Origin of the sequence: Neisseria sp. P0019.S002 (genome assembly GCF_051957155.1) — a bacterium.
Taxonomy (GTDB): Bacteria; Pseudomonadota; Gammaproteobacteria; order Burkholderiales; family Neisseriaceae; genus Neisseria; species Neisseria perflava.
The window spans coordinates 271,242-295,511 of the sequence record NZ_JBQCWS010000004.1; the positions used below are offsets into that span (position 1 = coordinate 271,242).

Sequence of the window (24,270 nt, forward strand, 5' to 3'; positions counted from 1 at the left end):
TCAGACAGCCTCCGGCAAGGAGAATGCAATCTCGATTTTGTCTAAATCAGATTGTTTTTTAGCAGCCTCAATCTTGCTTTGCAGTGCTTGGCGCTGGCCTGCCACATGGGCGGCAAGTTGCTCATAGGCCAGCGTTTTACGTAAAGCAGCAGACTTAAGCACATCAGCGGGAATACCGCGAGCTGTGGCAATACCGTCAAGCACCGGAGTTGGCGCGTTTTTATTTAGCTGCCAAGCTTTTGCTTCGGAAGCCTGAATTGACCAACTTGCAAACTCAAATTCAGGTACGCTGTCGATACCGGCGTGCTTGTTAATAAAAGCCTGAGCGGCAGCATTTAATGCAACGAGTTTTCCGGATTTTACGCCGTCAATATTTGCCGATTCAGGCGGGGTCAGGCTGACGCCGTCTGGCAGGCTGCCAATTTGTTGCCAGATTTGCTCACCATCTTTGGTAAATACCAAGACGCCACGATAATCGGGAATAATCTCCCATTTTTCTCCCGTCCATCTTGCTGCTTGAAATTCTTTCAACGTCGGTAATTCGGCTTCGATACTTTGGCGACCGTCATCAAAATATTGCTCTTCGACAAACAGGCCGTCTGAATCAATTACACATCTTGTCATTTTTTCAATTCCTTGATTTCGGTTTCTAATGTTTCAATTCTTGCGGCCATTTCTTGAATGGCTTTAGTCAAAACTGGAATGAACGTTTCGTATTCAATTGTGTATGTATCGTTCTTTTCATTTACCATTGGCAGGCGGCCATATTCATCTTCCAGCGCGGCAATGTCCTGGGCGATAAACCAATGCTGCAAACGGTCTTCTTTATGGCGGCCGTCTTTTGTTGGGTTCTTCCACCATTCACTCACTTTGGCTGCGCGTTCTTCTTCTGGGAAATCGGCAAACAATTCGTCAACATAAGCATCGCGGCGGTCGTAGTAGCCTGTGACCGGCTTTAATTTCATGACAAATTTCAGGCCGTTTTCCAGCGGTTTGACGTCGGCTTTATCGCGGCCGTCTGAGCGGATGTTCACGGCTGTTGGCGCGTATAAAGTTTGCCCCGTCGTGCCAATTTGGATTTCGTTGTCACCGTTTAGTCGCGCGCCATAGCCGATGGCGATGGAGTTTGTGATTTTGCCTTTTAAAATATCGCCTTGGACATTTCGATACCCGGCACTATCACCAATAACAACGCATTGCTCACTGCTTGCCGTAGGGATTGTCCAATACCCAATAGCGGTGGTTGAAATATGGGTGCCTGTTCGCAATGATGACGCCCCGATTGCGGTCGTTTTTTGATAATTCTCTCCCGTCAATGCAGCGTCGGCGCCGATGATTGTTGAATATCCTGCAGTCAAAGCCTTATTCATCGTGTTTGAGCCGATGATGGTCAACTCTTCGTTTTTAGTAGCAGCTGAATTTGCAGAATAGACGTATTTCAGCTCAGCTGCGCCGGTGGCGGTCAGCTCTTTAGAGCTTTGAATGGTGAATGTATTGCCGTTCACCGATACAACCTGAGCCGGTACGACGTCGTTTTGTAAGGTTTGCGCCGTGCCTGATGTAAGGCGTATGCCAACCCAATAAGTCGCTTGCGCATCGCGAATGTTGGGAAATGTAAGCGTAATACTTTTTCCAGATTGAGCGTAGGTACCTACTTCGGTTCCCGTCCAGACAACATCTCCGCCATTTGGAGCGCGGTTTCTTTCCAGGTTCTCCATTGCCGCCGCGCCGATTACGGTAACTTTTTCGGCCATTTTTGTATTTCGCGCCGCGCTCCCGCCAATGGCAGTTTGAGCTGAGCGGCCTTGATATGATTGCAGTACGGCTTCGCCGATTGCGATTGTTTTTGAGGTTTGGGATGGCCAGAAAACTTCGATGTCGCCCGATAATCCGACTGGAGCAGTACCAGCCATCGCACCTGCGCCAAGTGCAATATTTGATGATCCTACGCCTAATCCTTGCCCGGCATTTCGCCCAATCGCGACATTTGAAAAGCCACTTGTGATTGCACGGCCAGCATTACCACCAATGCCGATGTTGCGGGTACCAGCCATTTTTGACTGGTCATACCATTCTGTTTCAGCTTGTACGTTGATTAAGCTGTCAGGCCCAATAGCAATATTGTCCCTGCTTACTTTCGAAAAGCCCTGCGCACGGTCGCCAATAGCGATTGAGGAAACGCATTTTTCCATCCGCTCCATTGCGCCTTCGCCAATAACGATTAAACCTGCACCAGTCCATTCATTCGATTTGAGGTTGGCCGCTGCACCAGAACCAGTAATGAAACGGCCAATGCCCGTGCGGGGTGTCTGATATTGCACATCAACAATTTTTCCGTTGATGTTAAATTTTCCGTTTGTATATTTATTGCCATGCGGATAGTTATTGCCAACATCAATAGTCAATCCTAAACAATCCATCACCACATTTAAACCAGCAGTATCAGCAGCGTTAAATGCGGCAACTTCATTGTTGCGGTTGGAGTCATATCCAAAATCACGTAAACTTAAGGCACCAAAATGCAGACGGTGCCAACGCATACCGTTGGAGGCAACGATAATGGTACCGCCATTGTCGACACTGGTTTTGTCATTTGGGGCTGCGACAAACAGCCCACCACCAATACCAGGGGTAGACGCGTAATAACCACTCACATTGACATATAAACTGTTACTTTCGTAGTTTCTTAATTCATTTACATCTTTGACTGATGCACTTTGGGAAGCGAGGTAATCCACAACAGCTTGAGGAGTGACTGCATAACCACCATCATCCTTATGTCTCACGATGTCAGAAGTTAGTTTAGTAACCCCCGCTTTGAGCTCTGTAGCTGATTCAACGGATTTTTTATATTTATTAAATTCATCTTCTTGATTTTCATACTTCTTCTTCAACCACTGTGTTCGCGCTCCCAACTGCTTGGCCTGGCGATTCGCTACACCATCTGCCCCTCCCATAACTGGGTCGGTCATTTCGATTTGATATAAATCGTCCACCCATTCTGGGGTGACTTTATTTTCTTGTATTGTTGCCATCTTTAAGCTGCTCCGAAATTGTAATCGCCGTCAAAATTGACTTTGCCGTTGTAATAAAGCGGCGTGTCCTGATAGTCCAAACGCACCAACACGCAGCGTGCTGGTGCAAAGGCCGGAAGTGTTTCCCGCAACAGACGGGCTTCTGTATTGGTAATAGGTCGACTGAAAGTAATTGAGTAATGCGCCCACAAACGGTGGTCGCCATACATATAAATGCCTTTGTGATTAATACTGCCGTCGTAGATTTGGCCACCAAGCCCTTCAATCAGACCGATTTCGCCGAAACCCAAACGGCGGCAAATTTCACGTACTGCCCAAGGTGTACCTTTGCGGCGGTGCAAAAATACGGCATCTTTAATGAGCTTGCGACGGGTTTTATTGTCTTTGGCCAACCAATAACCGTCTGAGCCAACCATGCTTCGGCTCTCGGCCAATAGCTCAAGGTGTTTATCATCTACTTGCTCAAGCAAACGTGGAATGAGCTTAGTGAGTGTGAGTCGTCTGTAACCATTACTGAGATTAGCCAAACGCGTAAATCGTGGGTCTTGGTCCATAATTAAGGCATATTTGAGCTTAGCCATCCTGCTGCTCCATATCGACGGACAGCCCAAATGACACGCACCGCGCCCATTGATTAGGTGCAATCAAAATGACATCGCTGTCGCGCAATTCGCCATACTGATTGGACAAAATGACGTTGTACACGCCGCTTACCTTCAAGGCCGTCTGAATATCCAAAGGCACAACATCTTTGCCGAGCTTGGAATAGCGGGCGGTTTCATAGTCTGACCAAGCCGCGCCGGCAGCAGCTAAGACCGATTTCGAATCAGCTCCTTTGAACAGCACCAAGCGGGCATCAATTTTGTATTCCACCACTTCTGGCGCACGCACGATCACAGTGTCACAGAGTGGACGTACCGTCTCATCGCTCAATGCCGCTGATACCTTGTCAATCAATTCTTGGCCGGGCAGTCCGTCAGTCGTCAGCAACGTAACGGCTACTGTGCCGCCAATCGCGTTTCCGGAAGAATCAACATCGTTGCCGACGTGGACACCAACAATCGCTTGTGAAACCCTGCGCGCGTAATACTCGTAAGCCTTTCTCGGTCCTCCGACTGAAAATGCTTCAAAGGCAAGCAAAATACGCTCTCGGTAGGAGTCGTCACTCTCAATAACAACTCCGCCGGACGATACAGTAATATTGCTGACCTCAACATCAATCTCATCATGCAGTGGCTTGACCAAAGTATTGATTTGACCGATTGTCCAGCCATTTCCGGCTGTTCCGGTTATTGTGCATTGCGCCGGTAAATCGACCGTATTACGGCTGGATGACAAAGTTGCCGATGTGGTCGTTTTAAAAGTCAGTTCACCTACGCTGACTTGAGTACCAACCGGTATAAAAACCTGTTCTGCAGACAAGTTGGCATCACACGAAAATCGCAATGTTGTCAGAGCAGGTTGTGCCTCCAATCGTGGCGTGGCCACATCGTCGCCACATAAATCCAACATCAAACCGGTCGCAAAGCGCACGTGCTGTTGGCGGTAGGCTTCATTCACCTGCTGACGAGTCAATGCTTCACGGTAGGCGTACACATTAATCAGCAAACGTTCGATATGAGCCGGTTGCAAGGTTTTGCCACTGTCGCGCTCATATCTAGCAATGGTATCGGCCAAAATCGTCTGCAAATCATCATCTACGACCTTGACGTCTTCACGCTTTAAATTGCTTAAATCCACGTTGCATTCTCCAAATTCACAGCCGTGCTATAGACCTCGCCCGATACATCATCAGCCACACGCCAGCGGACGGTCATGGTGATGTGTGGGGCGTGGCCGCTAAAGGTTACGTCTTCGACGCCGGCGCGTTTTTCCCATGTCTGAATAGCCAATACGACTTCACGTACGATATTTGGCACAAACACGTCTTCCGGCGTGTCGATGTAATCGAAATGGTTGCTGCCAAAGTCCGGACGAGTTACATCCGAGCCTTTTCTCGTAGACAAAATGTTATGAATACACAGATCAATATCGTCCACGCCCTGAGCCAAGCCGCTGTCGCCGGGGGCGAGCTGCCAGTGTTTGGAAATCGGCGTGTCGAATTGCATAAGAAATCCCTGTATCCGTAATGAATACAGGGATTTTATGAAAGGCCGTCGAAAACTGATTTTAAAACGGATTAAAGACTATTCAGGTAAACCAGTTTTACCACCAGAGTCCCCGGGATGTTTATGTTGGGACAAAGGAATCCCATTGAGGATAATCTCACCATTCACTACCATAGTACCCTCAATATTTGCAGCATCACCACCACCTGAATTAACTGCTGACAGACCAGCTGTATAAGCCAACAATCCATTGACTGTCGTATTTCCGCTAACCATCGTTTCTGGAGTTTCGATAGACACTTTGGCTCCAGCTTTAATTTTAACCACTCCGTCAGTCTGAACAGAAACATCCCCGCTGGCACGGTCATGCTCAATCACAGTGCCATTTTTAAATCGGCGTATCCATTTGTCTTTACTGCTTGCAGGAGGCTTGTCGGCCGTGCTGTAAATTGCGCCAATCACACAGCCGTTTTCGCCGCGAGCGTCCAGCAAGCAGACAACTTGCTCACCTTCGTCGGGCAAGCTGTAAAACTGATTACCGCCGGCGGCTGGTGTGCTCATCGGTAGCCAGTCGGTTTCCATATCTTCCAATGCAGGAATTTTAACACGCAGATTATGACCGGCTTCATCTACCGCCGATACCATGCCAAATTGTAGAGTCGCCGTAAAATCATGCGTTTGAGACATCTACTTTCTCCTCGTCTTCAATATACTCAATCATCTTAACCTCCAGTTCGGTCGTATAGCCGCTACTGCTGCGATATTCATGCCGTGCTTGTTTAACCAAATACTTACCGGAAAACTTACCCATGTTTTTCAGCCTAACGGTTTGCCCTGCAACCAGCAGCGCGTTGCCGAACAAGGTGATGTTTCCGGCACATTGATCGTCTTGTGCGTCAGCCAGTTTGGCATCGGCACGAGCATTAAGCTGCGCTTGGCTCTCTCCTTTATTCGGCACTATTTTCAAGGTGTCACCAGTGTGGCCACGTTTAGATTTTGGGCGTAAAGGTTTTGTTTTCCGCTTAGCAGACACCGTTTTTTTGGTTTTCGGGTCATAACCGCGCATCTCAACCTGGGTTGGCACGCCTTTAATCAAGTCACGTAGACGAATTCTCATCATATCTTCCGGACTCAACACCACCACGGCTTCACGCTCTTTCAGGGCAGCATTATCGGCAAACACCAGCTTATCCCCGACAATTTTGAAGGTGTGGCCATACTCTTTGGCCAACCGGCTTAAAAACTCAACGTCGCGTTCCTGATACTGAGTTACGCGTTTTATTTTGATGTCTTTAACTTGCCCGGTAAGCTGCAATTTCAAACGGCCTGCCACTTGACGAACAATCTCTGCAAGCGTGGTATTTTCATACGCACGACCTTTTAAGGTACGGCTTGCTTTACTGATACCTGCAGACAAAGCCTTCATGCTTACCGTTGACGGAGGATGGTTATACTCAATTTCAGCGATTTCAAAGCTGCCCAATGCCACCAAACCGGTAAATTGGTCGCCCAAACTCAACGAAAGTGCATCGCCTTGCTCAGGATACCAGCCACGCAACCAGCGGCCGTCGGTATCTTCAAATTCTACCTGCAGTTCATCAGATTGCCCCTCAAGATAATCTGTATAAACGAAGGAAATCAGATACGGTGCAATGTCGCCGGTGATGTCTTTGTTTTCGTAGCTCAGTGTGAAATCCGGCTTGGTTACCGGGTGTGTACCGCCTGAACCGCCTTGCACGGCCAAGCCGGACAATAAAGACGAAATATTCATGGTCTTCCTTTTCAGACGGCCTTAACGCAGCCAAGGCGGTAAATCGGCCTGATTGTTTTTAGGTTTGCTTTCCAATACTGGAACAAATACTGTCAAACCACTGACAAACTCTTCAGCCAACGGCAAATGCGGATTTGCCGCAATAAGGCCGTCAATCAGTAGCGCATTGCCGTAGTGCTTATGGGCAATCAAATCCCAGCGGTCACCGTCTTTAGTTATATAACGTAAAACTGCACTCATGAATCACTCCGTGTTGCAAGCCATCCAGTCAAAGTTTCAACTGCTGACGCCCCATTCGCCATCGCCTCTGTTGCCGTCATAATGGATGACCCGGCGGCATCCAACCAACTTCCGACTGAACCGCTCTCATAACCCGATCTTAGGCTTGCAACCGTATTACCAAGTGCATTTCCAGCCATACCGAGCTGCTCTGCCAGTTTTGTTGCGCTCGTCAAGTCACCAACAACAGCCGTCACTTCTCCAATGCCGTTCAAGTTTTGTAGAACCGGCGCAGCAACACCAAGTGCATCACCGACCAAGTGCAAAAGTCCGGCAGGATCATTTTTTAGCTCTTTCGCCGCTGTAATAATGCCTTGCACTTGTTCAATGCCACTTTCTGCAGCCCTATAAATTTTTACTCCTGTCTCAACCGCTTTGATTACCTCAGACGCCTGTGCCTGAACCGACTCGGGCAGCAGGGACAGTAATGGATTTTGTTTGCCGCTGATAATCGCTGGTGTTGGCAGCGGATTATTTGGGTCGCCGACAAACTCGGTCAGCTCCACATCCAGCTCACGCGCGGCGGTACGGCCTTTGCTATCCTGAATCAATGTGCGCTCGGTCAGGCTTTCAATTACAAACCAACCGACAAATCGCCCTGAACCATAAACCAACGACACTGCCTGCTGCGCCTCCAGAGCAGCCAGTAAGCCCTTGTAGGCCGTGTCGGGATTACCCAACATCCAATGCAGCTTTAACCCAAATCTCAGCGTGGTCAGCTCATTTTCCATCGCCTGCAGGCGTGGTCTTCCCTTAAGCACTTCATGCTTGGCAAACTTGGCCGAGTGCTGCGCTTCCAGGCTGGAAAAACTTTGCAAGGTTTCAAACCGTACATCGCCCAACATTGCATACATCAGAAAGCCCTCCGTTCACGGTCGGCCATCATACGTTGAAACAGCATTTCAAATTCGCGCAAACCCATTTGCAAGGCCGTTTGAATTTGTGCAGGGTTACCACCTGGCGCGTTGATGGTCGGATTAAAATGGATGGTCACCCCGCCAGGGGCGGACGCAGCTTGCCTCGCCTGCTCGAAATCTGCACGATGGCCGGATACACGCGCAGCAACATCAGCACGTAACTGACCGACACGGTTCGTAAAACTGTCTTTCAGACGGCCTGCCCATGTGCCGATAGTACCGATTGGCCGACTGGCCGTGCGACGGATACCGATGTCCAAACCTTGAGTGATAAAGCCACCAAAACGGCGGAATTCACGACTTGGAGAATGGATATCCATTACCGCCTGGAATTTTGCCTTAATCGAATTACCGATAGATGCAATTGTGTTATATACAGCTGCCGCCGCCGATTTAATGCCGTTAATTAATCCTTGAATCAACATGCGGCCGAAACCAGTGAATGTCGATGGTAGCGTTACCCCAAACCAGCTCAACACTCCGGAAAAGACACGATAGAACAATCCCATTGGAGAAAAGTTGAGAATCGTGGCAGCAATATTGCCAATACCGCTATTAAAAAATGCAGTAATTTGAGCCCATAAACCGCTGAAAAAGGTTACCAAGCTTTGCCATAATGCCTTTGCGCCACCAACGACAGCAGACCAATTGTCATAAAGCAAATATGCAGCAACAGCTAACAAACCTATAGCGATACCAATAGGATTGGCCATCAAGAACATACCTAAACGCATGAACAGGCCGGTAATCTGTAAAATCCCCGTGCGGAAGATATTGACGATAAACATACCGCCAAGGAGCGTGGTTTTAAATAAGGCCAAACCACCTATAAAACCAATCAGTGTACGGGTCAATGTAGGATTGGCAGCCGCCCAATCAGAAATACTATGAATAATAGGCGCGATAGATGACATTAAAGAATTAATCGCTGGTAGTAATGTCGAGCCAATAACAATCCCCAACTCTTTCAAGCTGTTTTTAAAGATTTCCCAATTGGCAGCTGTAGTCTCTGAGCGAGCAGCAAACTCTTTACTCATCGAACCTTCGAAACTCAACTTGCCATCTTTTCCTGTATCCTTTAAAGCTCTGATTGATTTCTCATAAAGATCTACATTACCAGCCAAGACTGCGATGTCATCCGCGTACTCCAATCCGAATAAATCAACCAATGCACCCATTTGTTGTTCTTTGGGAAGCTTATTCAACGTCTTCAAAAAATCCTGTAAAGCTTGTTCCCCATTTTCGGAAATCGCTTTTTTCAAATCTTTTGATTCCAGACCCATCATCTGCAATGTTGCTTGAAATTTTTTTCCTTGTTTGTCGGCAGTCATCAACTTGGTCAGCATTCCATTAATTGCCGTACCGGCAACCTCGGGAGACTTGCCCAAACTGATAAAAGTATTTGCTAAAGAGGCAGTCTGTAGCTCAGTCAATCCAAACTGCTTGGCCACACCACCGACGCGTCCTAATGCATTGACAATATCTGAAGCTTTTGCGGGGCTATTATTGGATAAATGGTTAATTGCATCGCCAAGCTTACCAATCTGCTCAATAGGAATCTTATAGACATTGGCCAGCTTAGCCATACTTTCACCGGCCTGATCTGCGGACATATCAAAAGCAACCGACATCTTGGCAATCGTTTCCGTAAAGCCAATAATATCGTTCCGAGCTATACCAAGTTGACCGCCCGAAGCAGCAATAGCGGCCAATTCTTCTGCCGCCATTGGAATTTTGCGGGTTAGGGCAAGAATATCATTGCCCATTTGCTTGAATTGCTGTGGTGTATCAAAGTCCACGACTTTTTTCACATCAGCCATTGAAGATTCAAAGTCCATGGCCAATTTGACCGGGACAACAGCCGTCGCACCAATTGATACAACTGACATTACCTGTTCGCGCATTTTTCCACGCTGTTCTTTCAGATGACCAAGTTTTGTATCAATATTGGAAAGTTTGAGTTGTTTTTTACGAACTTTATCGATAGCTGTGCCAAGTTGGGTATATTCACGCCGTAATTCATTTACGCGTTGCCGTGACATCCGCAGCGGATTTTGCAAAGTCTGACCAATCAAACGTTGCCGTGCAGACAAGCGTTGTTGTTCGTCATTCAGACTTTTGATTGAACCTTTAAGATTTTTCAGACCTGAAATCGCTGCACCGGCAGCAAAACCGACCTTTACACCGATTGCCAAATCTGCGGACATGATTTATTATCCTAAGTAGATATTGAGGGATTTAAAAATGAATAAATTTTTTGATTTTGCTATCGATTTCCCAGCTGAAAAACTGGTTTCAGCAGCAATCCTTCTAGGATTCATAATCGGTAGCATTAAAGGAAATTGGGCGATGGGGATTGCTTACGGCATTTTCGCTCCGCTCACTTTAATCCCAGTAATATTACTCATCGCCTTTTTGGGTATTCTCTATAAATTTTTTACCCGAAACTAAATTAAAGACTTCCTGTAGCCCGCCTTGATTTGGCGGGCTGCTTCTTTTTGCCAGTCTTCAAACTCATCAAGCGGCATGGCATACACCTCTTGTACGCTCCAGCCAAACCACCAAGCCAAATCAGCAACAGCATTCAAAAGCTGCTCATCAGCTTCTTCATTACTCAGCAGCGGCTTCGTCTTCTTGCGAGCGACGAAACCAGTCTTGCACCTGTTTGTAGTCATACAAATCCAGCTCGTCCAAATCTTCAGGTACCAAACCTGTGATGCGCGCGAAAATCGTCAACTCCTGCTCGGCATCGCTGCTCAAGTGCGCCACAGCACGCAAATCACCCACACGCGGACGGCGCAGTTTCAGTTCGGTCAGGTTTTCGCCCGTCGCCAAACGTACAGGATATTTAAGCTTTACAGTTTTGGTTGCACCCAAGTTTTCTTGCAGTTTTTGTGCTTCAGTCATCATTTAATCCTTTTGAAAATCAATAAAAAATTGCTGTACCCAAGAAAGATACAGCAATTCTGCCAAAGGCCGTCTGAACCGGCTTTTAATGTGTTTTAATACTTATGCACCGATGTTTTTACGCATCTGTGCTAATACATCTACGCCGTCCACGCGCAGAATATTATTGAAGGAGTTGTAGTAGAAGAGCTCCCGACCATCAGCGACTTGGCGTACTTCATTTACATGGAAGGTGCTGGAAAACTCTGCCTTTTCTTTTGGTTTAAAGCCACCCAACGCATCTTTGCCGAATGTGCCGGTCATAGTAGTGACCATCGGCACTTCTTTCTGCAAACCTGCTGCGTCGAATGTTTGCAGGTTGGAACGAATCATCAGCTGCACCGCTTTAAACGGATTTTTACTACGCGCAGCCACTTCGGGATAGAAGCTGTTCCATTTAATTTCGGATTCCAATGCTTCCATGCCGCTAGGCAGCTTGATGGTGCCGAAAAGACCCAAGCCGGTGACTTCATCCATGGTGTACTCGACTTCGGGCGCGGTAATTTCAGAGGCCTTGCCCAACAGATTATTGCCGTCGATATAGACGTTGGCATTGTATATTGCATTTAATTGCGCCATGTTTCAGCTCCTTAATTGCCGCTGACCAAGTTGGCCAGATATTTTCGGGTCATGACCGAGGTATTGGTCAGACGTTCGGCCGGGATTTTCGGTGTGTAGGAATATACGATGGGGACTTGGCCTTTGCTGAATGCGTCGACTAAATCGTAGTCGTAGTCCAAGCTCAGAGAGAAGCCGACGATGGATGGCAACGTACTCATGTAGGTACGGACGGTTTCCAGCAGGCTGTCGAGCAAGGCTTCGTCAATCGGGCGGTCGACATATTGCAGCTCAGCGCGACGGATGGACTCATCAATCAAGTCGCCGGTACGTTGGGCTACCTCAAAGTTCTTGATGTGAGAAGTAGTTGGGAAACAGGCAAGACGGTTGCCCCACATACGATACCCAGTACCATAGCTATTGAAGACGGTAGTAATGCCTTTTTCATTGAGGCGGTTGGTTTCGGACTGCGGGTCGTCGGCGCGAGCAGTCAGACCGATTTCCACGCCGGTTACGCCCAAGAGTTCGCGGTTGGATTTGCTAAACCAATAACCCTGCTCAACGTCGGTCTTCATGCGCAGACCGGCAGCGTGGGTAGCCAGTGATTCCATACCCAACAGACCGATCACATGCGGGAAAAACAACTCGGCACGGTCGCTTGATGTCTGAAAATTAATCGTACCCAATGGTCCACGGCCTTCGAGAGCTTTGCTCAAGGTCGTGCCTTCAGGTGCGTTGATATAGGCAATTGCATTCAGGTTGTCGGCCACAGTAATCATTTTGGCGGCGACGGTAGCCGTTTTGTCGTAATTCGGCACAATAATGATTTTGGCATCTGCACCTTGGCGATTGTAGCCTTCTGAGAGCAGCTCCAAGCCCGTGCGCTTTCCGGTAGCTGCGACATATGCACCGATGATGTCGGCCTCTGTTACTTTGGTCGGGTCTACGTAGCTGTAACTGATTTTCGGGGCGGTCGGTTTGGTTTTATACACAATCTCGCCGGTTAGCGCATTGATCGTGTAGTGCTGGCCTTCGATCAGTGCGGCTGCGCCGTCAGTCAGGGCATAACCGGCCAGAAGTGCAGGTTTGGCGGTATAGGCCGTCAAGGTATTGCTGTCGACGGTCAATACTTCGCTCTGTACTTGGGTCTTATGGCGTGCGGGATCGCACACGTTAATCACATAAGCCACACCAGAAGCATAACGTGTCCAAATATTGGCCGCGTCAGGCAATGTAAAGCCTTTACCGGTCAGCTCACCGCCAAATTGTGCAAAGTCTTTCTTGGTTTGACACACAGTCAATTCGTTGACCGCACCGACTGGTGCAGTACCGACAATAGCCGTAATCGCACCGTCAACGGTATAGACAGGATTAGAACCACCGTCAATACGGATGGTCTCCGTACCATGATGATAGGCTGCTGCCATTATGAATTCTCCTTAGGTTTTAAATCAGGGTTTAATGCATTTCCATTCAAGCGGCCATGCACCTTAATGAGCAAGGGATTGGTATTGGGCTTACAAACTTCGACTTGTTGAGTTTCCGTCTGAACGGTCAGCTCATACTGCCATGCACCGGCATCTTCGTTTAAAAAACGCTCTTGCAATAAATGACACGGCAGACAGTTTGGAGGGCGGAAACCGACAATCGCCAACCGGGCTTCGTCTAAAATTGCTAGTGTGCCTTCATCGCCGTGCAGATTGCTGCCGATAACGGTTAACACCAGTGTCATGTCGCGCTGCTGGGCAATGTTGCCCAAATGTTCCAAATCAGTGAACTTACTGCCACCGTAGCCAACCAAAATCGCACCGGTCGGGTGGATAAACTGGTATTCAGACGGTCTTTCGGGGAACGCTTCCACGATGACCCATGGAATGGCCGTCTGCAAATGCTCAACTACCGCGTCAATAACAGGACGTGTCGCACTCACAATCAATACCCCATCATGTCAATACGCGAACCGCCACGCGTGTGATACGCACCTGGCTCCGGCTGCGCCTCTTTGTCCAAAGTATCAACGCCGATATGTATTTTTCCGTCGCGGATGGCTTCTAACGTTTTCAGAGTCGCGTTGTAGGCAGTCTCCAACGTTTTCGGAAACTCCGCCCGATTGATGCGGCGCGAGTGCAGGAAATGGCGGGCAATGTTGATACACAATGGCGGCAACACAGTCGGCACTGACTTGAGCGGCAGCGGGTAGCGTCCGCGCAAGTAGCCGTCAACCAAATCACAGGCATACCGAATCGCTTCATCGACCACATCCCAGTCAGGGTCAGTCGCGCGCGGCTCATCGTTGGTCAACTGCACCAATTCCGGCTTACTCATAGCCTTGAGCATATTCTCGGCGTTGATGTAGTACATTACGCGTCCGCCTTTGTTTTGCGTTGCGTTTTGGTTTTGGACTCAGGATCTTCAGTCGGATTAGATTCAGACGGCGTTTTCTCTTGAGCTTCTGCCTGTTGTGCATCCAGCTCTTCGCCTGTAGTTGCCGTCGGCGTCACATGAGCGGCCACTGATTCGTATTGTTCAGGTGTCAACTCAACTGCTTCACCTGCTTCCACACGGAATTGCTTACCGGCTTCGTCTTCAAGAATCAATGCAGTGTTTGCGATATAAACCTTAGCCATGATTAACCTTTCAACAATACACGAACAGTTTCACCTGCGGCGGTTGCAGCAGTCAGAGCCGTACCGGCAATTTTTGCCGCACCGGATACTGCACAGCCTTGTGCGTCCGCACCTACTTCGGCACCGATAGCCACTGCGCCACCTGATTCGACAACAGCAATACCGACCACATCGACTGCAGCAGTATCACCAGTTTCAACATCATATGGAGCAACACCCAAAACGGCCTCGCCGGCTTTAGCCTGTGCGCCTTTAAAATTAACAAAGCGGTTTTTCACAATCGCGCCTGTTGCGGTAATGGTAGTTACCAGTACCACTTGTTTGGTTTGAGCCATTTAAACCTCTACTTTCTGCATAACTGCATTTTCTTTCAAACGATAAGCTTCCAATTCCCACAGATGGCGAATAGCATCCTGGTATGCCAATTCACAGCCCATCTGTTCGTCAAAAATATCGTGGCTAAAACAAGCCGCCTTACCAATCACGACAAAACCTGATTTCAGGGTCAACGAGCAAACGATTGCAGTTGTCTCACCCACACGGTGATAATCAGCCTGAGCAATCTTGTTTTCGATTTCTTGAGGTGTAATCTTTAAGCTCATATTTTTTCTCCCTAGCCGTCTAGGCACTCCAGACGGCCTTGTCAATTAATCTACTGCGTTTTCAAACAAGAAACCGCACGCACTACCCACCACAGCCGCTTTGCGGATATCGGTATAACGGGCGTATTCGACTTTGCCGCCAACTTCTTCATAACGGTCGACCACAGGCATGCCACGGCGGCGGAAGGTATAACCGAATGCAGGTTCGCCTTCGTCATTGCCGTCTGAAACCAAAATCGGGTCGAACAATCAGGCTGGCAAATTTACCCCAAACATCCTTGGTGGGTTTGCCGGTTGCAACAGATGAAACAGCCTGACCGACAATGATGTCATCCAGTTCCAGCAGGTTTTTCAACTGCTCGACAGTCAACAGAGATTTACGGTCATTGGCGGACAGGGAGGCGAGGAGAGCCTTATTGCGCTTGAGTTGAGACAATACGCTGGCACCTACTACCAATACGCCGGGGCGCACACCGCAAGCTGCACGGACGGTTTCACGTGCACTTTCAATATCGGCCAGCGGGTCTGAATTATCGGCACTCCACTTTTTCGTGGCCGCCAAATCTTTAGTGTGGCCACTCTGATAAGCAGATTTCGCCTGCAGCAAAGCAGCCGTTTCGATTTCTTGGCGCAGTTGCACACCCTTGGTAGCGCGACGGGTAGCTTTGGCTTGCTCGTTAAACAGCGATTCCGCTTGCTCACGGTAATCCACACCAGCCGCTAAATCGTGTTCTTCCAACACAATCGGCAGATAGTTCGGCGCATCCAACGTAATCACATTAGACGCCGCACCGACGGCACGCTTGGTGTCGTATTCGACAAAAGAGCCTTTACCGAACACCGGCACCTGTACGCCTTCTTTATCAGTGAATACTTGAGGGAAAATTTTCTCGGCAATAAATTCCGCGTTTTTATAACCGACTGCCAGATTGGTTAAAACTGGATCGACCTGACCGCGAAGGCGGCGCAAATGAGAACTCATCGTTCATCCTTTCAAATTGAAATGCGACGACATCGTCGCTTTTGGGTTAAACGGCGGTACGGCGTGCCGCTTCTTCGTAGCTGATGCCTTCTTTGGCTGCCAAAGCCACAGCACGTTCGTGATGGCTCAGCGCATCAGGATTAGCCGCTTCGGCAAAATCGGCCGGCAGTCCAGCGGCAGCCATAGGAGTAGTCCCTTTGGTATAGTGGCCGCTTGGCAATACTTCCGGCAGGTTGCGCAAGAATTGGCGCAACGCTTCGCCAATGGTGCTGCCTTCGCCAAAATCGACGCTGGTATGTTCGGGGTATTCTGCGAAGTCCAATACCTGCACCACCAAATCCTTATCGGCAGGTTTCAGACGGCCTTCTTTTACCAAGGCTTCGGCAAATTCGGCATTCTGATCATGTTGACCTTCACGCAAGGCTTGGTCTTGCTCGTCTTGCAAGCGTTTCAGCTCTGCTTCCGCAGCGGCTGCCTTAGCTTCGGCTTGTTCACGGGCGGTTTTTTCGGCTGCCAGTTGTTCTTCGGGCGACATAGAGGTCTCCTTGTTTTCATGGGTTTGAGATTCGTTTTGGGTTACAGGGTCGGCAAATGCCGGTGTGGGCGGTTCGGGCTGCCAGTCTGCCGATTCTTCAATGTCGCGAATTTCCCAATCGGCAACTACTTTATCGGCGGTGGCCACGTCGTACTGCTCAATCAGCCACTCACGCAGACGGCGGAAAATCGAGGCCGTGCGGCGGTGTGCATATTCGGAAAACTCGACATACTCATCGTCTTCAGCAAAATTAATGGCGGATAAACCTTTTACCGCAGGTGGTTGCGCACCGAGAAAACCGACATGGCGCAGATACCAAGAGCCTGGCTTCGGATTGCTCGGGCTGTCGGGCGGATAGAAACTGGCCGACACTTTTTTGTAACGGCCGCTTTGTACAAGACTGACAAAATCATCGTCCATTTGCGCAAAATCGGCCGACAGCACACCACCATCGGCTTGCAGACTGCCCACCCAGCCATAGGCCGGAGCATCGGTCTTCGGATGGCCGATAACCAGTGGTGCTTCATGCAGCTTTGGATCATATGCAGCAGCTGCCTGAGCCACATCCGCATCGGTAATCGTCACTTTTCGGCCGTTATTGTCAGTACGCGTGCCGGATTTAAAAATTTCAAACAACTTTTTCACAAAAAAGCCCCATCGGATTGATGAGGCTATTTTGACAAAGGCCGTCTGAAACGGCTTTTAATGCGGTTTAAAACATGTTTTCCTCAAAATGCGCAAAAACGGCATTTTTAGCGAGTTTATGGCTCAGGGTAGGCAAACCCCCGACCAAGATGAGAAACGCAATATAAAAGCGGTCAGGATAAAACCTGACCGCCATTCCGTTTTATTACAAGACTTATCCAAACAAATCAGTCTGTCTTTTCGACCTTTCCGCATCTCCGACTGCCTTCACAATGCGATAGATTTGTTGAACAGTTAAATCAAATTTCTTACTTAATGCTGCATGATTCTTACCATTAAATTCCCGATATACCTGTTGGTCTCTTTCCGATACCTTGCCGATATGGTTCTTCGGGATATAAATCAATTGACCTCCCCAGTTGTCCGTAATGAATCTTGCCACCTTCTTACTTACCACCTTCGCCTGAGTTTTATCCAACATCGGCAGCTCAGAACATAAACAGGCAGACATTTGGTCTTCCAAATCGGTCACCAGCTCGGGTACGCGTTCATCAGCCACTTAGCACCTCCAGTTTTCTTTCCTCGCGTAACAACCATTGTTTCAAGTGTTCAATAACCTTCTGTGCATTATCAATATCAAGCCAGCCATGATAATCAACGCCGACCATACGCTTTACAAACCTGCCCAAAGCCAGCTCGGACGGATTTCTTACTGCACCGATATCGTGTAGCTCAAGCCATAACGCACGTATTTTTTTAATTTGGCCATCAACCGCAGGATGGGCAGGCCGGATTTTAATATCCGGCTTGTCACTTTTAGCCTGCGCTTTTGTCGTTACTACAAAACCACGCGCCTTCAGAGCCGTTACCACCAGTTCTAACTCATCGACCGACAACTTAGTGCTGCTCGTTTTCCCGCGCGAAATATTGGCCAATAGCGTACGGTACTCGCTATCGGCCATCATCAACTGCGTTTTACCGACGTGGATCAGACGGATTAAACGCTGTTTTTTCGCTTTTGCCGTTTCCATGCTAATCCTTTCTTTTCACATACTGAAACGCTGTTTCATATATTTAAATAAATCAATATATTATGCCTGATTCTACATTTGCCGGTAGTCATTTGGCAAATAAAAAAGGCCGTCTGAAAGTTTCAGACGGCCTTTTTTATAGCCTAGCTATGGATTGACTGCTTCTTTCAACGCCTTGCCCGGGCGGAATTTTGGCGTTTTACGGGCGGCAATGGTCAACGGCTCGCCGGTCTTAGGATTGCGGCCTTTGCGCTCGGCAGATTGGGCGGCGTGGAACGAACCGAAGCCGACCAACGTAATGTCTTTGCCGTCCTTCAGCGTCTGCGTTACCACGCTGACAAACGCATCGACAAATTCCGCCGCATCGCGTTTGCTCAATTCTGCCTCATCGGCGATGGCTTGGATTAATTCAGATTTATTCACTTTTTGACTCCTATTTAGATTTAAATGCGGCAGACCGTGCCGCGCGGTTTATGGATTTATAGTTTCAGATGGCTTCAGTTTTTATTACCGCTCATCAGAGATTGATGTCTTGCCGCTTTGATGACTGCCAGATTCGGATATGCCAACACCTGATAAACCGATGTACTCCTTGCCGGTTTTCTTGTCGGTAATTACGTATACCCCGCGATAATTTGAGTAAGCAAGATCATCAGGAATAACAGCAATGCGTTTCACAACGATGCGGTCTTCGGTTTGGATATCTACTGGCTTTCCCTCTCTATATTGCTGATAACTGGCATTTGGTTCACAAGCTGCTAACACAAAAAGGCATATGAGTGACAAGAAAATTTTCATTTTTCCCATGTTCACACCTTCGCTACATCCAAATTCATCAGCTGATACTCCCCATCTTCGCCGCGCTGATACACCCGCACAAACGGCTTGCTGATATGCACCTGCAAACTGTCGGAGAGCGCATCCATCGCCCGTTGCCATTTTTCATCCGTAATTTGCAGGCGGCGCAGACCAAGTACGCGGGCGGTGCTGATATTGCCTTCTTTATCCACTTGGAAGGCCGCGTTAATCAGTGTTTTCAATTCCGTGCGGCTGCCTTCCGTCCATTCGTTGATACACTCATCAATCAAGGCTTTGGCGGCAATCAAACCTTCGTCAAATACCAACGTATCCTGCATGGCAAGGTTGACGCGGTATGCGCCGTCAAAGCTGTGCAGGCTGATATTGCCTTTCTTGCCGCCAACAGATACGTCATAGCGGTCGGCACTCAACTGTACAAACGCCGCAATATCGTCCATCGCCTCGCGTTTGAACGCCATCAGGTTATCCTGCACCGCGCGGGCTTTGGCGGCGATTTCCTGCACCAGCTCGTCGCGCAGCAGGTCGATTTCTTTAATATTGGCCAGCGGCACGAGATTGCCTTTGGCATCCTGTTTGTATTGTTTCATGTCTAAGTTACTCATAATGTTTCCTATGTCCTTCCAATTCCATTGATATTTGCTTCAATAAATCGTCATCAAATCCGTTATTGCCAGCGAATTTTTCAAACTCTTCCCAGTATTCCGTCAGAAATTCCTGTATTAAGTCGGATTCCTGATTGTCAAAAAACGTACTCATTTGATTATTTGTTTCCCTTCTGCCTTTCGGCATAAATCCTTTTACATTCGTCCACCGACCGATGCCTCGGCCCGTGTATCCAGTCCCTGTCCATACAGGGCGCGTTTTTCAATCTGCCGACAATCTTTTTCAGTTCGGCGGCCTGCGCTTTGCCGTATTCCGTCGGGCGGTGCTTCTTTTCCAGCCTCGGCACCATTCTGACTTCGGGCGGCGGCAGGTGTTTGATAAGGTCGGCAGGGTTTGGCCACTCTGACGAGGACGCCGCAATAGCCCTAAAGGATGTCTGTATCCTGATTCCGTCCTGCTCCGGTTGCCACGACCGGCCGCTCAGTATGCCCAACCAAAGTTCGGCGACTGCCGTCAAATCCGCCGAGGCAGGGCGGCCTTTGAGGTTTAAGGCGGCGAGCATCATAAAACCCTGCGCGATTGCTTTTTTAAGCCAGTTATTGTTCGCCTCCATTTGACCACTCCATCAAACCGCCCAACCCGCTCCTCAATTTAGTACTTACCCCCTTTTCCGCGGGAGAGGGTTGGGGAGAGGGCAAAACCGCAATTCCCGCCGTCTTTTCAGGTGACCAAAACGTGATGTTTTCCAACAAATAACCGTGGCTGGTCAGCGGCGGCGTCAACTTTCCCGCGTCCCGTGCCTCAAGGCATCGCGTTACCGCCCAAATCCAAGCCTCGCGCGGGGCCGGGTAAGTTTTGCGGTTGCGGACAATCTTTCCGTCCCGTATCATCGGCGCAATCTCGCCGACGAGCTTTGAAACACGGTTAAAACTTAAATCCTTTTCGGCGGGGCGAAACAGCGTCAGATACCGCAATACCGCCTTAAAAAGGTCATCTGAAATGCCTGTCAGGGCAATCAGGGCTTCGCGGGCATCGTCATGGGCGATTAATACATCCAAACTCATCACCGCACCGCAGGTAGGGCAGCGTACTTTCATCTCGCTGCCTCCAAATCCTTACGGCTCAAACACCGCAATGCCGTCTGAACCACATCCTCAATTTCATCCGATAGCCGAGATGACACATACATCATCACAAACTTACCCGACACCGTTGTCAGCTCAGTGACAAGATGACCGCCTTTTTCGCGCCATACCGACACTTTGATTTTGCTGTAATCCCTGTTCATTTTTCTTCTCCCGCGGGCTCCAAAACCACGCCTGTTATTTTGTCTGTCTCGCTCATCCCGCCGTAAACTGCCTCCCAGTTTTTATCGGCTTCCAGAGCATCTCTTTGATCTGCCGTTACCGCGACCGGCTGGCAGGCGGCAAGCATGGCGGTCAGTATCCATAACCCCCTCATTTGTACTGCCCCCTGTCATAGACGTTGATCTGCATAGGCTGTTTTTGGCGGCAAGGCTCGGTCAGCCTTGCCTGTATGGCTACGACGATGGACAGCAGCACAATTACAATGGCAAATTCGATTCCATCTTTTTTCATGATTTCCCCTTTATTTTTCAGATTCTTCCGATTCGTTGATACCGGCCAGAACGGCTAACTCCACTATGTCCTGCCAAGTCAATACAAACCGCTTCCCAGTAGCTTTACTGACGACCATCGGCTCACATCCCACAGAGATTTCCATCGTGTATTCCATGCTGCCGACTTTCCCGGTAGCTACCTGTTTTCTAAGTGGGAGCAGCAAGTGATTGGGGTCAATAAATTTTCCGAATTTGTTATCCATCTCACACCCCCCGTACCACATCGCCGTCAACAAGTTCAAATCCCAATTCCGCCGCCTGATTCATCGCCGCTGCCACAAGATTGTTGACAGCCAGAGGATAGAGCAGGCTGTTCTGTTCAACCCCTTTGCTTGTTCTGCTCTTCACAGTCAAACGTTCCGCAACCGCATCCACCGCACTTTGATTCAAAACTTTTGAAACATCCGCACCGACCCGGGCAAACTTGTGTTTCAAATAGCCTTCCAGCTTGCCGTCAGTCAGAGGCAGGAGGGTAACTACCTCGCAACGTTGCACCACCTCGCGCACAGCAGGATTGTTTTCGCTGAGCTTTTGCGCCAACTCCGTCTGACCGATTAAGACAATCCCGAGCAGTCGTTCAAAACCGTTCTTCAGCTCAAAAAAGCGTTTTAAGTGTTTCAGGGTCGGCAGAGGCAGGCCATGAGCCTCTTCAATCAGCAGCAGGTGCTTGTTACCGGCTTTTGCGCTTTCAGTCAGAGCGCGATGAATTTGGCGGAAACGAGCCTCCGGACTGCGTTTCGGGCTTGTTCCAGGCGCCACCGCCTCCAAAATTGCCTCAGCGATATGCACCGCTTTGAGTGTCTTACCCTTTTGGTCGTTGTCTTCCATTGCCAGCACATAAGGCTCAATCAACACAATTTGACGGCCTTCGCGGTTGATACGGTCTTGCAGGTCTTCGCGCAGTGTGGATTTACCCGCGCCGCTTTCACCGACCACCGCCACAAAACCGCCATGACAGGCCGTCTGAAACATTGCCTCACGTACATAACGCACGTCAGGGGTCATATACACATCGTCTGCCGACTGGATTTCATCGTTGAACGGGTCGCGGAATAATCCAAAATGCTGTTTTGCGGCTTGGTTCAGGGTTGCTTTTCGTAGTAACATCTCATTGTCCTTGTCTTCGTAAGTTGCTTGGGCAGGTGCGGTTTCCGGCTCGTTTCTCAGGCTCGCTGGGATTTCCGCACCATTCTTTTCAAAAAATTGTTTCAATTTCCTTCGCAGCTCGGCTGCGTTTTTTTTCGGCCATTGCCCGTGATTGACTACCGCCACCAGCATCGGCTTGCTGCATCCAATTTCGGCTGCGGCGGCGGCATAGGATTTGCCGATTTTTTGAAAACTTTGTTTCATCGTTTTCCTCTCTACAAATGCGACGACGTCGTCGCATTTGCCTAACCGGTTTTATGTAATTTCAGACGGCCTGCCGTTTTCAGCTTGTCAAAAACCGCTTCCAACTGACTGGCGGCCACACCGTCCGGATAATGTTTGGTAATGAGCGCAACAGCCTGTTTCCAGTCTCCACCTTCGGCTTCGATACGCGGCTTCAACAGCTTCGCTATTTCCACCTTGCTCAACACCTGCTCGGCGACCTCCATCCGGTTGTATTCCATCTGCTGGCCGCCACGCTCCAAATAGAGCGTATTGCGTGTAGCGAGCGTATCTTCCTGGTGCTTGAATGGATCTATAGACCCGCCGAACGGTACAGCCTTGCCTTTTCGATTGGCTGCCGCCTGCTCCAGCGTTTCCGCTCCCATAGCCATCTTGTCGAGCTCCTTCGCATGTTGCTGGGCAGCAGTATTGCCCGGTGCCTTGTACTCCTCGCCGATGACTGCCGAATCGGCTCTGAAGCCCATGTCGTCGAACACCACTTCCGGCACAGCCACCCATGTTTCACGGCCGTCTGCATCAAACGTTGCCACTCGTGCTCCGTTCTCTTCCCAAGGGTTTTTGGCTACCAAAACCTTCTGTCCAACCAATATGCCTTGAATGGCTTTCACACTGTAGAAACGACCGCCGAAGCGTATTTCCAAATCAGCCGATACCTTGGCTTCTTTTGGCGCACTGATTGCCAACTCTCGGCAATATTCCGCAGGAGGTGGCAGGATCAGCTGCTCCGGTTTGATTTTGTTCCACGCCTGATAGCGGGTCATACCGTGACGGCTGTGAATCTGCGTACCGTTGTAGTAACGCATCCAACGTTCGGCTAAGGCGTTCAGTTGGTCGATATCGTGCACCTCGGTAAAGCGCAAACCGCTTTCAAAAGATGTTTCCACAATGTCATTGGCTTTCTCTACCTGGCCTTTGGCTCGGGGGTTGCCGGGTTTATTGATCTGCACATGCACATCAAGCGACTTGCACAGCGTTTTAAAAGCAGACGACGTATTCGCACTTCCCGGGTCAAGCATGACCATGCGCGGCACACCGCGTATAGGATCCTTACGCACATCCTCCTTGGCTTGCATCATGAAGATGAAGAAATCGCACAAGTTCGCACTCGTCTCGCCACCGAAGTAGTACCGGGCGACAATCGTTCCACTGGCATGGTCGGTGCCGGTGTAACGCCACACGCGGTCTTGCTCAATCTTCACAACATTTTTAGGTTTGTTTTTGTAGAATTCCTCCTCTTTCATCACCCTAAGCCCCGTATCCTTGCCGTGTCGCGGCAGGTAATACAAAACACACAAACTAGGGTCGATTTGCCAGCAATGATTCGGATGTTCAGATTTCATACGGCTGACAGGATCAGGCTGAAGTAATTGGTCGGGATGTAGCTTGTACTCTCGTAAAGCCCGGGTAATGGTGTTTTCAGAAAGAGGACTTACTTCCCCCGTTTCCTCATCAATCCGCGCCGCCTCGATTTTGCCGTTGGCTCGCAGCATCTCCACTGCTTGCTTGACCGACATCAACCGCTTTCCGTTGCGCCTCATGGCCTCCACCAGTACAGCCGAAATCAGTTTGGCTTCTTCCAGCTTCAGTTCCGTTTTACCGGCATCGCTTCGCCGTTTTCGGCTCGGCTTAACACTCACAGACTCCAATTTCCGATAGAGCGTAGCGAGCGATACCCCTAAATCCTGTGCCGACCGTTTCAGATACTCCGACCGTTCTCCCCGTCCAAGCAAAGCGGCTTGAGCCTCGATTTCAGTCAGTCTTTCTACCAATCCGGCGTTCATGAT

General features: G+C 49.2%; 34 protein-coding genes and 1 pseudogene. 1 reads left to right on the forward strand and 34 read right to left on the reverse strand.

The features are described 5' to 3' along the window. The 10 genes from ACTHTY_RS08490 to ACTHTY_RS08535 all read right to left on the reverse strand — a co-directional run bounded on the left by ACTHTY_RS08490 (position 1) and on the right by ACTHTY_RS08535 (position 10,317). Positions 1-624, reverse strand: coding sequence for a hypothetical protein (locus ACTHTY_RS08490; protein WP_070822357.1), 624 nt, complete (start codon positions 622-624; stop codon positions 1-3). Then, on the reverse strand, positions 621-3,035 hold the full coding sequence (locus ACTHTY_RS08495; protein WP_234398621.1) for a tail fiber domain-containing protein: 2,415 nt from the start codon (positions 3,033-3,035) through the stop codon (positions 621-623). Before ACTHTY_RS08495 ends, ACTHTY_RS08490 begins: the two co-directional genes overlap by 4 nt. A gap of 2 nt (positions 3,036-3,037) precedes the next feature. Beyond that, on the reverse strand, positions 3,038-3,616 hold the full coding sequence (locus ACTHTY_RS08500; protein ID WP_070822355.1) for a phage tail protein: 579 nt from the start codon (positions 3,614-3,616) through the stop codon (positions 3,038-3,040). Continuing rightward, complete coding sequence (locus tag ACTHTY_RS08505; RefSeq protein ID WP_440367227.1) at positions 3,609-4,724, reverse strand: baseplate assembly protein; 1,116 nt, start codon at positions 4,722-4,724, stop codon at positions 3,609-3,611. Before ACTHTY_RS08505 ends, ACTHTY_RS08500 begins: the two co-directional genes overlap by 8 nt. Before the next feature lie 41 nt (positions 4,725-4,765). Beyond that, positions 4,766-5,143, reverse strand: a complete 378-nt coding sequence (locus ACTHTY_RS08510; protein ID WP_070822354.1) for a GPW/gp25 family protein — start codon at positions 5,141-5,143, stop codon at positions 4,766-4,768. Positions 5,144-5,221: 78 nt separating this feature from the next. Continuing rightward, positions 5,222-5,830 (reverse strand): phage baseplate assembly protein V, encoded by a 609-nt coding sequence (locus tag ACTHTY_RS08515; protein WP_070822353.1) that lies wholly within the window; start codon positions 5,828-5,830, stop codon positions 5,222-5,224. Then, complete coding sequence (locus ACTHTY_RS08520) at positions 5,814-6,914, reverse strand: phage late control D family protein (RefSeq protein ID WP_432760679.1); 1,101 nt, start codon at positions 6,912-6,914, stop codon at positions 5,814-5,816. The genes ACTHTY_RS08515 and ACTHTY_RS08520 overlap by 17 nt, the downstream gene beginning before the upstream one ends. A gap of 21 nt (positions 6,915-6,935) precedes the next feature. After that, a complete protein-coding gene (locus tag ACTHTY_RS08525) occupies positions 6,936-7,154 on the reverse strand; it encodes a tail protein X (protein ID WP_049322398.1) in 219 nt (72 codons plus the stop codon). Further along, positions 7,151-8,047 carry a phage tail protein gene (locus ACTHTY_RS08530; RefSeq protein ID WP_070822352.1) on the reverse strand — a complete coding sequence of 299 codons (897 nt, stop codon included), beginning with the start codon at positions 8,045-8,047 and terminating at the stop codon, positions 7,151-7,153. The genes ACTHTY_RS08525 and ACTHTY_RS08530 overlap by 4 nt, the downstream gene beginning before the upstream one ends. Next, entirely contained in the window at positions 8,047-10,317 is a 2,271-nt protein-coding gene (locus tag ACTHTY_RS08535; RefSeq protein WP_063068504.1) for a phage tail tape measure protein, read from the reverse strand. The genes ACTHTY_RS08530 and ACTHTY_RS08535 overlap by 1 nt, the downstream gene beginning before the upstream one ends. A gap of 37 nt (positions 10,318-10,354) precedes the next feature. Here ACTHTY_RS08535 and ACTHTY_RS08540 point away from each other — a divergent pair, with 37 nt between their 5' ends. Then, complete coding sequence (locus ACTHTY_RS08540) at positions 10,355-10,561, forward strand: hypothetical protein (RefSeq protein ID WP_049322395.1); 207 nt, start codon at positions 10,355-10,357, stop codon at positions 10,559-10,561. Here the strand turns inward: ACTHTY_RS08540 and ACTHTY_RS08545 are convergent. The 24 genes and pseudogenes from ACTHTY_RS08545 to ACTHTY_RS08660 all read right to left on the reverse strand — a co-directional run bounded on the left by ACTHTY_RS08545 (position 10,558) and on the right by ACTHTY_RS08660 (position 24,267). Continuing rightward, positions 10,558-10,698 carry a GpE family phage tail protein gene (locus tag ACTHTY_RS08545; RefSeq protein WP_234398622.1) on the reverse strand — a complete coding sequence of 47 codons (141 nt, stop codon included), beginning with the start codon at positions 10,696-10,698 and terminating at the stop codon, positions 10,558-10,560. The genes ACTHTY_RS08540 and ACTHTY_RS08545 overlap by 4 nt on opposite strands. A 22-nt stretch (positions 10,699-10,720) precedes the next feature. After that, entirely contained in the window at positions 10,721-11,017 is a 297-nt protein-coding gene (locus tag ACTHTY_RS08550) for a phage tail assembly protein (protein ID WP_049322394.1), read from the reverse strand. Between the two features lie 102 nt (positions 11,018-11,119). Further along, a complete protein-coding gene (locus tag ACTHTY_RS08555; RefSeq protein WP_063068503.1) occupies positions 11,120-11,635 on the reverse strand; it encodes a phage major tail tube protein in 516 nt (171 codons plus the stop codon). Between the two features lie 11 nt (positions 11,636-11,646). Continuing rightward, positions 11,647-13,041, reverse strand: a complete 1,395-nt coding sequence (locus ACTHTY_RS08560; RefSeq protein WP_070822351.1) for a phage tail sheath family protein — start codon at positions 13,039-13,041, stop codon at positions 11,647-11,649. Next, the gene (locus tag ACTHTY_RS08565) at positions 13,041-13,544 is read right to left on the reverse strand and encodes a Gp37 family protein (RefSeq protein ID WP_070646946.1); all 504 of its coding nucleotides are present in this window, start codon (positions 13,542-13,544) and stop codon (positions 13,041-13,043) included. The genes ACTHTY_RS08560 and ACTHTY_RS08565 overlap by 1 nt, the downstream gene beginning before the upstream one ends. A 2-nt stretch (positions 13,545-13,546) precedes the next feature. After that, complete coding sequence (locus ACTHTY_RS08570) at positions 13,547-13,975, reverse strand: gp436 family protein (protein WP_070822350.1); 429 nt, start codon at positions 13,973-13,975, stop codon at positions 13,547-13,549. Next, positions 13,975-14,241 (reverse strand): hypothetical protein, encoded by a 267-nt coding sequence (locus ACTHTY_RS08575; RefSeq protein ID WP_063068501.1) that lies wholly within the window; start codon positions 14,239-14,241, stop codon positions 13,975-13,977. Before ACTHTY_RS08575 ends, ACTHTY_RS08570 begins: the two co-directional genes overlap by 1 nt. Positions 14,242-14,243: 2 nt before the next feature. Next, complete coding sequence (locus ACTHTY_RS08580) at positions 14,244-14,576, reverse strand: capsid cement protein (protein WP_063068500.1); 333 nt, start codon at positions 14,574-14,576, stop codon at positions 14,244-14,246. Then, entirely contained in the window at positions 14,577-14,843 is a 267-nt protein-coding gene (locus ACTHTY_RS08585; RefSeq protein WP_070822349.1) for a Gp49 family protein, read from the reverse strand. Positions 14,844-14,888: 45 nt separating this feature from the next. Continuing rightward, positions 14,889-15,825: pseudogene (locus ACTHTY_RS08590) on the reverse strand (hypothetical protein). 46 nt (positions 15,826-15,871) lie between these two features. Next, the gene (locus ACTHTY_RS08595) at positions 15,872-17,005 is read right to left on the reverse strand and encodes a 2-oxoacid:acceptor oxidoreductase (protein ID WP_070822348.1); all 1,134 of its coding nucleotides are present in this window, start codon (positions 17,003-17,005) and stop codon (positions 15,872-15,874) included. A 214-nt stretch (positions 17,006-17,219) separates the two neighbouring features. After that, positions 17,220-17,564: a Mor transcription activator family protein gene (locus tag ACTHTY_RS08600; protein WP_079453739.1), complete on the reverse strand. Its 345-nt coding sequence runs from the start codon at positions 17,562-17,564 to the stop codon at positions 17,220-17,222. Next, positions 17,557-18,036, reverse strand: a complete 480-nt coding sequence (locus ACTHTY_RS08605; protein WP_070616085.1) for a gp16 family protein — start codon at positions 18,034-18,036, stop codon at positions 17,557-17,559. Before ACTHTY_RS08605 ends, ACTHTY_RS08600 begins: the two co-directional genes overlap by 8 nt. Before the next feature lie 147 nt (positions 18,037-18,183). After that, on the reverse strand, positions 18,184-18,492 hold the full coding sequence (locus tag ACTHTY_RS08610) for an HU family DNA-binding protein (protein WP_159069866.1): 309 nt from the start codon (positions 18,490-18,492) through the stop codon (positions 18,184-18,186). A 51-nt stretch (positions 18,493-18,543) separates the two neighbouring features. After that, positions 18,544-18,843 (reverse strand): hypothetical protein, encoded by a 300-nt coding sequence (locus ACTHTY_RS08615; protein WP_070539350.1) that lies wholly within the window; start codon positions 18,841-18,843, stop codon positions 18,544-18,546. Between the two features lie 2 nt (positions 18,844-18,845). Beyond that, positions 18,846-19,457, reverse strand: a complete 612-nt coding sequence (locus tag ACTHTY_RS08620; RefSeq protein ID WP_070616087.1) for a DUF3164 family protein — start codon at positions 19,455-19,457, stop codon at positions 18,846-18,848. Between the two features lie 158 nt (positions 19,458-19,615). Continuing rightward, entirely contained in the window at positions 19,616-20,071 is a 456-nt protein-coding gene (locus tag ACTHTY_RS08625) for a hypothetical protein (protein ID WP_063068493.1), read from the reverse strand. Beyond that, on the reverse strand, positions 20,055-20,555 hold the full coding sequence (locus ACTHTY_RS08630; protein WP_063068492.1) for a hypothetical protein: 501 nt from the start codon (positions 20,553-20,555) through the stop codon (positions 20,055-20,057). Before ACTHTY_RS08630 ends, ACTHTY_RS08625 begins: the two co-directional genes overlap by 17 nt. Further along, the gene (locus ACTHTY_RS08635; protein WP_049351483.1) at positions 20,552-20,746 is read right to left on the reverse strand and encodes a hypothetical protein; all 195 of its coding nucleotides are present in this window, start codon (positions 20,744-20,746) and stop codon (positions 20,552-20,554) included. The genes ACTHTY_RS08630 and ACTHTY_RS08635 overlap by 4 nt, the downstream gene beginning before the upstream one ends. Then, on the reverse strand, positions 20,743-20,919 hold the full coding sequence (locus ACTHTY_RS08640) for a hypothetical protein (protein WP_157686100.1): 177 nt from the start codon (positions 20,917-20,919) through the stop codon (positions 20,743-20,745). Before ACTHTY_RS08640 ends, ACTHTY_RS08635 begins: the two co-directional genes overlap by 4 nt. After that, entirely contained in the window at positions 20,916-21,056 is a 141-nt protein-coding gene (locus tag ACTHTY_RS08645; protein WP_159069865.1) for a hypothetical protein, read from the reverse strand. The genes ACTHTY_RS08640 and ACTHTY_RS08645 overlap by 4 nt, the downstream gene beginning before the upstream one ends. A gap of 10 nt (positions 21,057-21,066) precedes the next feature. Next, on the reverse strand, positions 21,067-21,300 hold the full coding sequence (locus ACTHTY_RS08650) for a hypothetical protein (protein ID WP_049351482.1): 234 nt from the start codon (positions 21,298-21,300) through the stop codon (positions 21,067-21,069). 1 nt (position 21,301) lies between these two features. Beyond that, the gene (locus ACTHTY_RS08655) at positions 21,302-22,447 is read right to left on the reverse strand and encodes an ExeA family protein (RefSeq protein WP_070822346.1); all 1,146 of its coding nucleotides are present in this window, start codon (positions 22,445-22,447) and stop codon (positions 21,302-21,304) included. A 41-nt stretch (positions 22,448-22,488) separates the two neighbouring features. Next, complete coding sequence (locus tag ACTHTY_RS08660; protein ID WP_107831890.1) at positions 22,489-24,267, reverse strand: DDE-type integrase/transposase/recombinase; 1,779 nt, start codon at positions 24,265-24,267, stop codon at positions 22,489-22,491. Between the last annotated feature and the right edge of the window lie 3 nt (positions 24,268-24,270).